General features: G+C 59.1%; 19 protein-coding genes. 9 read left to right on the top strand and 10 right to left on the bottom strand.

Annotated elements, in window-relative coordinates; all coding sequences use genetic code 11:
- The first annotated feature begins 211 nt into the window (after window positions 1-211).
- A complete protein-coding gene (locus ACP5J3_RS06785) occupies window positions 212-385 on the top strand; it encodes a hypothetical protein (RefSeq protein WP_428494984.1) in 174 nt (57 codons plus the stop codon).
- Window positions 386-470: 85 nt separating this feature from the next.
- On the opposite strand, the gene ACP5J3_RS06780 is transcribed toward ACP5J3_RS06785, so the two are convergent.
- A complete protein-coding gene (locus ACP5J3_RS06780; RefSeq protein WP_428494983.1) occupies window positions 471-1,631 on the bottom strand; it encodes an MFS transporter in 1,161 nt (386 codons plus the stop codon).
- A 286-nt stretch (window positions 1,632-1,917) separates the two neighbouring features.
- Between ACP5J3_RS06780 and ACP5J3_RS06775 the strand changes: the two genes are divergently transcribed.
- Window positions 1,918-2,364 carry a GNAT family N-acetyltransferase gene (locus ACP5J3_RS06775; protein WP_428494982.1) on the top strand — a complete coding sequence of 149 codons (447 nt, stop codon included), beginning with the start codon at window positions 1,918-1,920 and terminating at the stop codon, window positions 2,362-2,364.
- Window positions 2,365-2,628: 264 nt separating this feature from the next.
- Here ACP5J3_RS06775 and ACP5J3_RS06770 read toward each other — a convergent pair whose 3' ends face one another.
- Complete coding sequence (locus tag ACP5J3_RS06770; protein WP_428494981.1) at window positions 2,629-2,763, bottom strand: hypothetical protein; 135 nt, start codon at window positions 2,761-2,763, stop codon at window positions 2,629-2,631.
- Between the two features lie 152 nt (window positions 2,764-2,915).
- On the opposite strand from ACP5J3_RS06770, the gene ACP5J3_RS06765 reads away from it, so the two are divergent.
- The 4 genes from ACP5J3_RS06765 (at window position 2,916) to ACP5J3_RS06750 (ending at window position 4,607) form a co-directional block, all read left to right on the top strand.
- Window positions 2,916-3,077 (top strand): hypothetical protein, encoded by a 162-nt coding sequence (locus ACP5J3_RS06765; protein ID WP_428494980.1) that lies wholly within the window; start codon window positions 2,916-2,918, stop codon window positions 3,075-3,077.
- Between the two features lie 140 nt (window positions 3,078-3,217).
- The gene (locus ACP5J3_RS06760) at window positions 3,218-3,403 is read left to right on the top strand and encodes a hypothetical protein (protein ID WP_428494979.1); all 186 of its coding nucleotides are present in this window, start codon (window positions 3,218-3,220) and stop codon (window positions 3,401-3,403) included.
- Between the two features lie 20 nt (window positions 3,404-3,423).
- Window positions 3,424-3,588, top strand: coding sequence for a hypothetical protein (locus ACP5J3_RS06755; protein WP_428494978.1), 165 nt, complete (start codon window positions 3,424-3,426; stop codon window positions 3,586-3,588).
- Window positions 3,589-3,920: 332 nt separating this feature from the next.
- Complete coding sequence (locus tag ACP5J3_RS06750; protein WP_428494977.1) at window positions 3,921-4,607, top strand: phosphoglycolate phosphatase; 687 nt, start codon at window positions 3,921-3,923, stop codon at window positions 4,605-4,607.
- Here the strand turns inward: ACP5J3_RS06750 and ACP5J3_RS06745 are convergent.
- Genes ACP5J3_RS06745 through ACP5J3_RS06715 form a run of 7 tightly spaced genes read right to left on the bottom strand, consistent with a single transcriptional unit; the run spans window position 4,584 to window position 8,742 of the window.
- The gene (locus ACP5J3_RS06745; protein WP_428494976.1) at window positions 4,584-5,432 is read right to left on the bottom strand and encodes a hypothetical protein; all 849 of its coding nucleotides are present in this window, start codon (window positions 5,430-5,432) and stop codon (window positions 4,584-4,586) included. The two genes, ACP5J3_RS06750 and ACP5J3_RS06745, sit on opposite strands and share 24 nt — an antisense overlap.
- Window positions 5,429-5,914 carry a Rab family GTPase gene (locus ACP5J3_RS06740; protein WP_428494975.1) on the bottom strand — a complete coding sequence of 162 codons (486 nt, stop codon included), beginning with the start codon at window positions 5,912-5,914 and terminating at the stop codon, window positions 5,429-5,431. Before ACP5J3_RS06740 ends, ACP5J3_RS06745 begins: the two co-directional genes overlap by 4 nt.
- A complete protein-coding gene (locus ACP5J3_RS06735; RefSeq protein ID WP_428494974.1) occupies window positions 5,911-6,057 on the bottom strand; it encodes a hypothetical protein in 147 nt (48 codons plus the stop codon). Before ACP5J3_RS06735 ends, ACP5J3_RS06740 begins: the two co-directional genes overlap by 4 nt.
- Window positions 6,023-6,247: a hypothetical protein gene (locus ACP5J3_RS06730; RefSeq protein ID WP_428494973.1), complete on the bottom strand. Its 225-nt coding sequence runs from the start codon at window positions 6,245-6,247 to the stop codon at window positions 6,023-6,025. Before ACP5J3_RS06730 ends, ACP5J3_RS06735 begins: the two co-directional genes overlap by 35 nt.
- Complete coding sequence (locus ACP5J3_RS06725) at window positions 6,244-7,206, bottom strand: UDP-N-acetylglucosamine--dolichyl-phosphate N-acetylglucosaminephosphotransferase (RefSeq protein WP_428494972.1); 963 nt, start codon at window positions 7,204-7,206, stop codon at window positions 6,244-6,246. Before ACP5J3_RS06725 ends, ACP5J3_RS06730 begins: the two co-directional genes overlap by 4 nt.
- A 1-nt stretch (window position 7,207) precedes the next feature.
- Window positions 7,208-8,086 carry a deoxyhypusine synthase gene (locus ACP5J3_RS06720; RefSeq protein WP_428494971.1) on the bottom strand — a complete coding sequence of 293 codons (879 nt, stop codon included), beginning with the start codon at window positions 8,084-8,086 and terminating at the stop codon, window positions 7,208-7,210.
- Window positions 8,083-8,742 (bottom strand): class I SAM-dependent methyltransferase, encoded by a 660-nt coding sequence (locus tag ACP5J3_RS06715; protein WP_428494970.1) that lies wholly within the window; start codon window positions 8,740-8,742, stop codon window positions 8,083-8,085. The genes ACP5J3_RS06720 and ACP5J3_RS06715 overlap by 4 nt, the downstream gene beginning before the upstream one ends.
- Before the next feature lie 145 nt (window positions 8,743-8,887).
- Here ACP5J3_RS06715 and ACP5J3_RS06710 point away from each other — a divergent pair, with 145 nt between their 5' ends.
- Genes ACP5J3_RS06710 through ACP5J3_RS06700 form a run of 3 tightly spaced genes read left to right on the top strand, consistent with a single transcriptional unit; the run spans window position 8,888 to window position 10,629 of the window.
- Complete coding sequence (locus ACP5J3_RS06710; protein WP_263243051.1) at window positions 8,888-9,343, top strand: 30S ribosomal protein S15; 456 nt, start codon at window positions 8,888-8,890, stop codon at window positions 9,341-9,343.
- 22 nt (window positions 9,344-9,365) lie between these two features.
- Window positions 9,366-10,409, top strand: a complete 1,044-nt coding sequence (locus tag ACP5J3_RS06705) for a hypothetical protein (protein WP_428494969.1) — start codon at window positions 9,366-9,368, stop codon at window positions 10,407-10,409.
- Window positions 10,390-10,629, top strand: coding sequence for a KEOPS complex subunit Pcc1 (locus ACP5J3_RS06700; protein WP_428494968.1), 240 nt, complete (start codon window positions 10,390-10,392; stop codon window positions 10,627-10,629). The genes ACP5J3_RS06705 and ACP5J3_RS06700 overlap by 20 nt, the downstream gene beginning before the upstream one ends.
- On the opposite strand, the gene ACP5J3_RS06695 is transcribed toward ACP5J3_RS06700, so the two are convergent.
- Window positions 10,616-11,077, bottom strand: coding sequence for a bifunctional nuclease family protein (locus ACP5J3_RS06695; protein ID WP_428494967.1), 462 nt, complete (start codon window positions 11,075-11,077; stop codon window positions 10,616-10,618). The genes ACP5J3_RS06700 and ACP5J3_RS06695 overlap by 14 nt on opposite strands.
- Window positions 11,078-11,204: the final 127 nt, after the last annotated feature.

The following is an 11,204-nucleotide window of genomic DNA, read 5'->3' as shown; positions in this document are numbered from 1 at the left end:
CTTCATCTACACTCTCCCTGACTCGACGTCAGACGTCTTATCTACGCGGGTATGTAGATCCCGCCCGATCCGTCCATCTCGACAATTTCAACGTGCGTCTAGTTTTGTCAATACATAAGTTTTTTGGAAGGTGACGTCGCCGAGGGCGGCACCGAGCCCTAGGACTTTTTAGGCCTGGCGCATCTGACGGCGTGATATCGGTGACGCAGATATGGCCCTGGCCGTGCCGTTTATATTCGGACTGCTCATAGGGATCCTGATAAGGCGCCTCATCGGCGTGGCCTTGGTGTTGCTGGCCATGTTGCTGTTGGCGGTGGCGGTGGGCTACATCTCGCCGTTGACGGCAATGGGCATTATCCAGAGCTTGGGCTACACGGCGTATTAAGCGGCCGAGAAACTCGGCGTGTTGAAGGCGGTGATCCCCTACTCATTCCTGACCTTCATAATAGGCCTCGTGATAGGGCTCTTGATCAAGTAAGGCCTCTGAACTCCTTGGTTTTGCCGAAGAGTGCGAAGAAAGCCGCCGACATGGCGGCGACGGCTGGGGCGAGGACGAGCCACATGGCGCCGTATCCCCAGAGCTCCGCCGACGCGCCTAGGGCGGGCGGCACAGCCGTGCCCAATATCACCAGGTAGGAGGAGAAGAGGGAGTTCACGGCGTTTCTCTCCTCCAACGACGTAGTCCTGACTATCATTATCGTCGACAGCGTGAAGACGCCTCCGTGCGGCACCCCGAGGATGGCCATGGCGGCCGCCAGCAGGAGGTAGCTCTTGGAGGCGTAGAAGACGGCTAGGCCCAGCAAGGTGAGCGCCGCGGACACGGCGAACGCCTTGTTCACGTCTCTGACAGGTCTGAGGAACATATAGAGGCGCGTGAGCATGGACACGGCGAAGAAGGGCAGGAAGAGCGAGTAGGCAGCTGCCTTGGCGAGGCCCAGCTCCTCGGAGGCGTATATGGGCAGATAAGTCACGAAGGCGATGAAGGGGACGTTGTAGGACGTAATGGCGAGAGCCGCCGAGACGAAGCCTTTGCTGAATAACGCCGATCTGTAGGTAGCGCGGAGGTCGGCCGACCTGGCGCCCACTATGGGGATCCTCGGCGATAGGGCGGCCAGGAGGATCGCGGGCGGGAGGAAAAAGAGGAACACGTCTCTGTAGCCGTACCTGGTCAGTATCGCCGTCTCGTAGGCCGGGCCTATCACGAGGCTTGTGCTGAGCGAGAGGGAGTATGCCGCCAGCAGCCTCTCGGCGTACTCAGGCCTCACGGAGGCCAGGTTTATCAAGTTGGGCATAACCACTCCGAAGGACAGACCGGATAGGAACGAGGCGATCCAGAGCTCCGCCGTCCCCGACAGCCAGAACATCGCCAGCACGAGGGGGATCGCGAATGCGGCGGCAACTACGGCTTTTTTCCTCGGCGACGGGCCCAGCGCTACGTTTATCACCGAGCTGCCGATAAGCTGGCCGACGGCGCCGACCGCCGCCAAGGCGCCTAACAGAGACGGCGTGAGGCCCAGCTCGCGCGCCAGAGGCGGCACCGTGCTCTGCACCATGTAGTTGACGGCCCTCGTAGCTGTGGTCAGCAGAGCGATCAACGCAATTAAGCCCAAGACGTCTCTTTCCAGGCGCACGTAGGCTTAACGACCGCTATAAAAAGCCTCCGCCATCCAGCACGCCTGCCGGTTTCTCAGGCGAAAAACGGATTGCCTGTATGGTCGTGGGCGGCCCATGCGCAACTCCAGCTAACTTTGAAGGCGCCACGGCGGCTAGGATAAGCTAACCGACTGACGTAGCCAAAAGACGTCTCCTTATAGGCACGTCCATTGCGCCATGTTTACCTTAACGTGGCGCCGCGGCTACGTTCGTCGGATGTCTGTTGAGAGCGGAAGATATATAAGAAAGCGCGGTGAGGGGGCTGTGGAGATCTCGATTAGGCAGATATACGGGTGTACGGAATGCGTCGAGATAGCCAGAGAGCTCAAGGAGTGGTTTACAGATAGGGGCATAGAGAGACTGTCCGCCGACGTCAGAGCCTACGAGACTTACGGCGCGTATCTAGACGGCAAGCTGGTTGGCTTCGTCGTGGTCAAACTAGACGGCCGCCTAGCGGAGATACTCTGGATGGCTGTGAGGAGGGAATATCAAGGCAGAGGCATCGGCACTGCTTTATTGGGCTTCGTCGAGCGCGCGGCCAAGAGCCGCGGCTGTAGTCTCATCTTGGTGAAGACCAGCGGCGATCCCGAATACGAACCGTACATCAGAACCAGGAGGTTCTACGAGAGGCGCGGCTTCGTGAAGGCCCTGGCCATAGACGAATATCCCGAGTGGAGAGAGCCCATGGCCCTATACGTCAAGTGCATATAGGGCCCTGCATACCACGACCGAGTCGTGGTTATCCAACAACATAAATAGGGGCGCCGCGTACCCCAGCTTCTGTTCGGTATCGATCTAACCCCCTACCCGGGCCTCGCCGCGGCCTCACAGGCCCCGCTTGGGGGCCGCGCCCCCGGCTGGTTTTTATCTATCGTCGGAGTACTCCTTCCCGTGGCACTACGCATCGGCCGATTAGGCAAATCTGCCCGACAGACCCCATCTGGTCTGGAGGGTCTGTTGCCACAGGCGGGAACTCTACTCGTCTGTGTGGGACTCAGTGGGCGGCTCCGCCGAGGGCTTCGCTGTTGTGGAGAGCGACGTGGTCTCCAGCGTCAGCTGGGGGCACCTCAACGAGGCGCTTTCGAAATACGGCGACTGGCTTAGAGGCAAGTCTTGCGTCCTCTACAACTCCACCGATTGGAGGATAGAGGAGGCCGAATCCCACTTCCGCAAGCTGGCTCCCGACGGCTCTCCCTGGAGCTTAGTAGAGCGGGTGGAGGGGAGAGGGCTCCCTGGACAGAGGAGGCGCCCTCTTCCTGGCTGTGGGGCGCGCCACGAGCCAGAAAGGGCTGGATCTCGCCGTGAGGGCGCTCGACTTCGCCCCGTCAGCGCGCCTCCCGGTGTTAGCTATACCGGTGGGCGACTTCGGGTACGAGGAGTACCTACGCCGCCTCGTCCACGAGAGGCCGGGGAGGGCCTTCTGATCCTTCGCCAAGATCCCCAAGGATCTCTACATGGCGCTCAACTACGCCTTATGGTATACGCCTACCGAATACGGCCACCTCTACGTGCTCGCCAGGAACGATCAGTATCGAACTACATAGGGTTTGGCGCCAGCGGCGACGTGAACAGCCGCGGCCCTCTCTACGCCGCCAATAAAACCTATTGGATGGTCAAATCGGTGGAGCACCAGCTGGAGCAGGCAGGCGTGAAGAGGGGCGTGGTCTTGATAGCGCTCGACGGCGAGAACTCGTTACAGTACTTTAAGGACGGCGGCGTCCAGTACCTCACGTACCTCTACGGCTCATAAAGAGCGACAGGATCATGAAGATGGCCACCACCCAGGAGGCGGTGGAGGCGCTTAAGTCCAAGGCGTTGCCGCTCAAGAGGCCCGCGGTCGCCTCCACCTGGATCGGCAAGTGCGTAATTATCTCTGTGATAGATGTTTTAAACCAGCGCCTTTGTGAACCACGCCGAGTTCCGTACCCCCCGTAGCGCCGCGGGCGCCGAGAGGCGGCTGAGAGGCGGCGGGCGTAGGCGGCGCGCCAAAGCCAGCGACACGCGCCGGGCGCGGCGGCCGAGGGCACCTCTGGTTTTCACAAGGCGGGCAACAACACACGTCGGGCTTGGGCTTCGCACGCCAGAAGAGCGCCCTGGGGCTGCGCCCCGCGTATGGCTCATAACCGCGTCGTCCCGCCGAGCCCTCTACGGGGGGGTTCGGGACGGGGCACAAATCCCGGCGGCGGCGCTGTTGAGGCTCTTCTCGTTGCTTGGTGGCTGGCTCCCGTCGCCGCTTCTGTTTTTATATTCTTTCTATCTTGCTGTGTGTGTCGTGTAGGGTTTTAGTGGTGGATTTGGATGGGACGTTGACTCTTAGCCGTAATACGTACGAGCTGTCGGCTGAGGCGCTTCTGGCTCTTCGGAGGGCGCGTGACGCCGGGTTGAGGGTTGTCCTCGCCACTGCCAACGGTTTGGATTTTGCGCTGGCCATAGCGCGGTATCTGGGGATTAGGGATGTCATTGCTGAGAATGGCTGTCTTGTCTATCTGGATGGGGAGACTCACGAGCTGTGTTCCGGCGACATGTCTCGGGTGGACGGGGCGGTGCTGGCGACCGGGGCCGTGGCGCCTAGCCCCCAGAATAAATGCAGGAGGTTCGACTTAGCCTACGTCCCGCTGACCGCCGACGCTCTGGAGCGTGTGAGGTCCGCTGTGCCTCCGGGCTACGTGGTGGAGTCGAGCGGCTACGCCATCCACGTTAGGCCGGCGGGGGTCGACAAGGGCGTCGCCGTGGCGTGGCTGTGTGAGAGGCTTGGCATCCCGTGTTTTCAAGTAGCCTCGGTGGGCGACAGCGATGTGGATGTGGGTATGCTGAGGAGGACGTGGGGGTTCGCCGTAGGGAACGCGACGCCGGCCGCCAAGGAGGCGGCTAGAGTCGTTGTTGAGAGGCCTAGCGGCCTCGGCTTTAGGGAGGCTGTGGATATTATACTGTCAGGTGGGGCCTGTACCCCTTAGTATATATACGTCGAATGGGCCCAGCTCCTGCCTCTGGGCTTTTCTCAGCGTCTTTTCTAGCTCTTCGCTGGGGGCCGCGAGGCCGAGGCCGTTTAGTAGGGCGTTGTTTAGCAGGGCTATCGGCCTGTCGCGTGTGGCTATGTAGTACACCTCCTCTGCCACTTTGCCGAGCTTGTCGAGATCTGCGCCTCTGTTGCAGACCACGGCTGTGTTGAATTTTCCGTACTTCTCCGCAATTTCGTCGAGGTTTGTGAGGGGGGCTATTTCAAAGGCGTAGAAGCTGGCGGCGGCCAGCTCCTGGCCGAGGGGGGCCGGGGCGAGGGGGATTAGCGATAGTCTGTCCATCTCCAGGGCGACTATGTCTTCTCTCTCTTCTAGTATCACGACGTCGCGGCCGGCGATGGACATCAGCTCTGATGAGAAGGCGCAGGGGAACCACCCCGCCACCAGCGTCAAGCCGCCGTATCTGAGCAGGTATTGGGTAAAGGCTATGCGGAGGGCTTGGTAGGCTGAGGTGTACGTGTACAGCGCGCGTTGGAGGTCTGGGGTGAGCCTTCCTGTTTTCCTGCCTGAGATTAGGTAGGGGAAGGCGACGTGCTGGAACAGCTCGGAGACGGCGTCAGATATGGGGGAGTGTTCGCCGAGGTTTATCTCAAGGCGGCCCCTTTTATACTTGTCGCCTTTCTTCTGGAGGGCCCCTAGTTCTGAAAAGAGGTCGAATAGGGGCCTTGCCCTCTGCATGGGCTTGGCCTCTTCTATTTCGAGGAGGAGCGCCGCCGGCGGTGAGGATAAAATGCCTAGGATAATGTCGTCGCGGGGGATCATATATTTTCCTCTAGGGGTTTGTATAAAATTTCAATATTGTCTTTTAGAGCTGATATGTAGTAGATCTTCGGGGCGCCGACCGCCGCGGCTATCTCGTCGCCCTCGACGAATAGGCCGAGTTCCTCTGCAAGATCCCGCTTGTTTCCCACCAGCACCACCTTTCTGTAAGGGGTTATGCCCCGGTCTAGTAGGGCGCTGTGGAGCTCGGCTATTGCATACAGCGACGCCTGGTCTGTGAGGTCATACATGTAGATCATGAGATCTACGTAGAAGGTCCACGCCTTGGCGAAGTTTCTCGCTACTTCTGTGGCTACCTGGCCCGGCACGTCTATGAAGTCCAGCTCCCGGTCGCTGAGGTACATGCGGTATATACCCGGCCTCAGGGTGGCTCTGGGCTTTATAGAGAGCCCCAGGAGTCTGAATACGTAGGTGGTCTTCCCCACGCCTCCTACGCCCAGCACCGCCACCGACGCCCTCTTCACGGCGCCACCTCCAGTAGTTTTTCAATTCTCGTTTCGAGTTCCGCAACTGCCTCTCTCGCCTTTTTCAGCCTTAGACACAGCTCCCATTTGGACTCCCCGGTTATGCACCTAAGTGTCTCGACGTCTGCCGTTGCAAGTGACACGTTTTACGTATAACCCGGCGGTATATATAAACAGTCCGTAGATAAGGACTGCGAGCACCACCGCGACGTCGCCCACCGTGAAGCCGCCTATGATCTTCGTCCTAAACACCGCCAGTGCGTACGCGGCCGTTGCGAATAGAGCTAGTAGAAAGCCGTAGGACAATACGACTACGAGGAGCGCCTTTTTCATATCGGCAGAGAAAGCAGGCGTAGCGCAACGACTAGCAGTACGGTCAGCCCCGAGGTGACCGCAGTGATGAGGGTCAAGGTTTTGAAGATTTGGTACTCCGACATGGGCCTCTCGGCCACGGCTAGCCTAACCAGGGTTAGTATGGGGGAGCCGCAGTCCTGCCTCACCAGCCCGCCCTCCAGGATGGTGGGCCTCTGGATTTTTTCACGTCCCTTTATCCCCCCTGACGAGAATATTATGAGGGCCCCGTTCACCACGAAGGGGAGTCCCGCCAGTATTAAATAGGCCACGAGGTCGTATAGCACGGCTATGGTCGAGATGCTGGCGCCTAGGAAGTAGCTCCCCACGTTGCCGTTGAAGGTCTTGGCTGGGTAGCGGTTGTAGAGGTACAGCGCCGCGGACGCCGCTGTGTGTATCGCCAGGAGGAGAGACGCCTCGGCCTGCCCCTTCACGGCCGCCGTTGCTAAAAGCGCGAGGCCTATGACTACGTTGGCGGCTGGTAGGTAGCCGTTGACCGGATCCAGCATGTTGAAGGCGTTGGTCATAATGGGCAGAGCCAAGACCGCGAGCCAACCCGTGGCTCCGTAGAAGAGGCCCACCATGGGAATCGTCAGCCTCACGCCGTCCACGGCCCTCCCCAGCGCCAGCGCCAGGACCACCGGCACCAGCACCCGTACGTACTCGCTGACCCCCCTCAAGTCGTCCAGAAGGCCCAGCAAGCCCACTATGAGAGATATCAGCAGGACCACCGCGGCTTGTGTGTTGACGGGGGTGGCCGCGGCGTAGCCGGCGGCGGCGGCTACCAGCGCTATGAGGCCGCCGGCCCTCGGCACCCCCTCCACGCCTTTGTAGACGTCGCGGGAGGTTATCCCCCGCCTCTTCTGGAAGCCGACCCACCACCAGCCAAAGGCGGCTCCTGTAGAGAAGGCGAGGAGGGCGGGCAACACCTCGGCGATCATACTAGATGGTTTTGAGAAGTATTGGGAGAACCAGCGTGGCGTCTGCATATATGTACACGGACTTAGCGGTGGGCTTTATCTTGCCCCAGCTAATGGCCTCCCTCGGCCTCGCCCCGCTGAGGGAGCCGTCGTACTCAACGGCGGTGGTGACGTACACCGCGTAGTCGAGGCCGCCTCTGAACTGGGCCCACCATATCACGTGGTGTTTGCTAATGCCGCCGCCTACAATGAGCGCGGCGAGTTTCTCGGCTCTGTACACCAACTCTCTGAGCTCCTCCTCGTCTTTTAACACGTCTATAAACACTCTGGAGGCGCCTTTCCTAGTCCTGGCGATGTCGTTACAGGTCAACAGGGCGGTGCCCACGGCCCCGTCGACTATGCCGGGGACGAAGATCTTGACGCCTGCCCGCGCCGCGGCGCCGAGGATGGAGCTTTCGGGCATGTCGGCGCCGAGGATCTCCGCGAGTTCGTACGTAGCCAGCGATCTCCCCAACAGCTTGTCGCATCGCTGTAGTATAAATTTCTCCACAAGGGGGCCGTATTCCTCTTTTCTAATCACCACGTTGCCTAGGCGGTGGTACCCCTTCGTGGAGAGATCTACGTCGTCTAGGTCAAAGGAGCCGGGCGTATAGGCGGCCCCCATGCTCTTGGCTATGTCGTGGTCTAGAGCCCCCGCCGTGGTCACCACGGCGTGGAACAGCCTTCTGCCTATTGCCTCTGCGAAGACCTCCCTCAGCCCCGTGGCCACTAAATTGCCTGTGAACGACAGGAACCGGAGGTCGGCCTTCTCCACAGCCTCCTTTAATATGTCGTAGGCCTCGGCGACGTGGAGAGCTTGGAAACCCCCTATCCTCCTGTAGAGCTCTACGACCTCCCTCATTTAATGATTTTCACCTCCTCGACGGCGCCGATTTTGCTTAACTGCTCTACAGCCTCCCTAACCCTCCTAATAGGGACCCCCAGCTTCCCGGCTATCTCCTCCAGCGATCTGCTACCGTCGATTAGCTCGGCGACTTGTCTAAGCCACCTGTCCTCAACCGTGACTGCCTTGCCGGGCAGGGGGATCTCCCTGCCGGGTATCTTGTAGAGGTACAGCTTGTGGCTTCTCCAGTCTTCGTAAACCTCCTCGACCACGACTGGCCTCCAGCCGGGGACTTCGAAGTCGTGGGTCACGACACGGGTGGCTGGTCTGAGCTCTTTTTCTAGCTTCGGTCTGAGTCTCTCGTTTACGCTTGTGAGTAGGTACATGGTCACCACGTCTGCGTCTGTAAGCGGCACGTCGTAGAAGCTGGCGTTAATTATGGTGGCCCTGTCGGCGAGCCCCATGTCTTTTATCCGCGCCATTGACTGCTCGTAGAGGTCTTTCCTTATCTCTACTCCGTAGGATCTGGCGCCGAATTCCTTTGCGGCGATGATGACAATCCTCCCGTCTCCGGACCCCAAGTCGTAGACCACCTCGCCGGGCTGGACCCGGGCTAGCTGTAGCATCCTCCTCACGACGACTTCGGGAGTTGCGACGAAAGGCACGTCGTACATAAAGCCAATGACGTCTGTGTTATATAAATTTATCAACGGGAGGTCCCAGAGCCATGGAGGGGGCTCGCCCACGTCCCGTAGCGTCCGGCCCCGGTATATATACTGTTAGCGGTAAAACTTATAAACTGCGTATAGTAGTTGCGCCGTGCCTCACCGATCGCGTGATAAGAGGGGGAGGTCTGGCTCTGTCAGGCCTGCGCGTCCAACTGTCCCCAACTGGATTCAGTACACCCCCGAGGAGGTGGAGCAGCTAGCCGTGGAGCTGGCCCGGCGCGGCTTCAAGCCGTCGCAGATAGGCATAATACTGAGGGATCAGTACGGGATCCCCCTGGTGAAGCCGATTACCGGCAAGAAGCTGACGAGAATTCTAGAGGAGCGCGGCGTCAAGCAGGAGCTTCCCGAGGATTTGCTTAACCTCGTGAGGCGGGCTTTGAGAATTAGGAAACATCTAGAGGAGCACCCGAAGGACTCCGCGTCGAGGAGAGGTCTGCAACTCGTTGAGTCTAAGATACACCGCCTCGTTAAGTATTACAAAAGAGTGGGCAAACTACCGCGGGACTTTGTGTACAACCCGCAGGAGCTCTCCCACCTAGCAACTTAATATATACTGTAGCTGTCTCTACGTGGATATTAGAAACTTTGTTATTGACCACGTCGACAGATTCCTGGAGTACTTGAAGCAGAACCCGTTGCGGATGTACAGCAGGAGGACGGTGGACGCCTACCTAGCCGCGTACGCCCTGGCCTACGCCCTGGGGGAAACCGTGCATGTAGACGTCGCAGACTGGCCCCCGCGGGAGGGCGTGTGTGTGGGCTTCAAATGCCAGGGTATGTACATAACTGAGTGGGAAATCGGCGTCGACGGCAAGATCTACAGGACTGAGTTCTCTTCAATTAGCCAGCTGGCGGCTCACATCATTACGTCTCTACTGCCCCTCGAGGAGGAGATCTACAGGGCGCTTTTCGTCGGCCACTACGCGTGGAGCGTGGATTACTGCGACTACAAGTGTCAGCTCCCCCGGGAGCTGTCGAGAGGCGACGAGAGGCTCTCCATAGTCTTCCCCTTCATGGGGGAGCTTCCTATAGAGAGGGCGTTGCCGCTCTCCACGTTGCCCATAATACCCGGCGTAACTGGCCGTGTTTTTGACTCCCTCCCGGGGGACGCCGTGAGGGTACTTGACTGGGTGCTGGGCGTCGTCGCCAGCGAGGGCTTCCACACGGCTGTGCTGGACAAGGCGATTAGGTACTACTCGCCCGACATAAAAGCCCCCGACGTCGCCGAGAGGCTGGAGGCCGACTTGGCGAATTTCATAGGTAAGGAGATAGACGTGTACGTCTCCAACCTGGCGGAGACTTTCTACACAGTTATTAAAAGGGCGAGGGAGGGCGTGGTGGCCGTGCAGAATCCCTTCTATATACAGAAGCTACCCCCCTACATTTCCCACTACATGAAGCTGGTTAACTGGGTTGCCTTGAGGTACGACGCCTCGGGGGGCCATCTAATTGCGTTGATTCCCCCCCACGGCCAGAGGGCCCAGCTGAAGGGCGCCGCCGCGATCTTCGCCGAGCTCGGCCAGGTGCTGGAGTACCCAACCCACCTGCTGGTATACGTAGAGGCGGGGAAATACGCCGAGTTTCTACAAGCCTATGAAAAAGTTGGTAAGTAGTATAGAGACGCCGCTGGACTGCCGCCTGGCGCGCGCCTTGGAGCCAGACGACGTAGGCCTCCCAGAGGGGATGGAGATAGTGCACGAGTGCGTAGGGGGCCGGTGGCGGATACGAGTCAGCTATGTAGTGCGCCGGCCCGACGACATCCTAACGTTGAAAAACACCCTCGACGACATTGTAAGAGCCCTCCAGGTTATTGAAAAGTCTATTCCTCAGTAACCTTGCCCCCGGGCGGCGGTAGATACTTGCGGACATCCTCGGCGTATTTCTCCAAGTTGTCTGCTATGTAAATAGGGGCGTTTGCCCTAACGGCTAGCGCCACAGCGTCGCTTGGCCTGGCGTCAAATGAAAGCGTCTTCCCGTCCCTGTCCTTGATGTATACAGTGGCGGTGTATGTGCTGGACACCAAGGCGTCTATTGTGACCTTCTCCACGGTGGCCCCCAGCGCCTCAATTATATCCATAAAGAGGTCGTGGCTTAGGGGGCGGGGGAAGTCGACCTCCCCCAGCCCCTTTTTTATAGAAAGCGTCTCGGCGGCCCCGATTATGATGGGGACTGCCTTGTCCCCCCACTCCTCGGCGCTGACCAGCATGACGCCCACAATCTGCCCGTAGGAGTCCATAGTTTCTAGAACACTGACGATCTCCGCCTTTAGATACCTAGCCATTGCTATAGCCAAGTCACGCCTTTATATGTCTTTACACACTGAACTCCGCCCTTCCACCCAGGGTCACGCTTTTATAGATGTTATGTAGTGTTGAATCGACGTGATGATAAGCGGCTGCGGAGCGGTG

The organism is Pyrobaculum sp., assembly GCF_049971835.1.
GTDB lineage: Archaea > Thermoproteota > Thermoprotei > Thermoproteales > Thermoproteaceae > Pyrobaculum.
The sequence above is the reverse complement of the archived record's forward strand: the minus strand, read 5'-3'. Positions and strand labels throughout refer to the sequence as shown.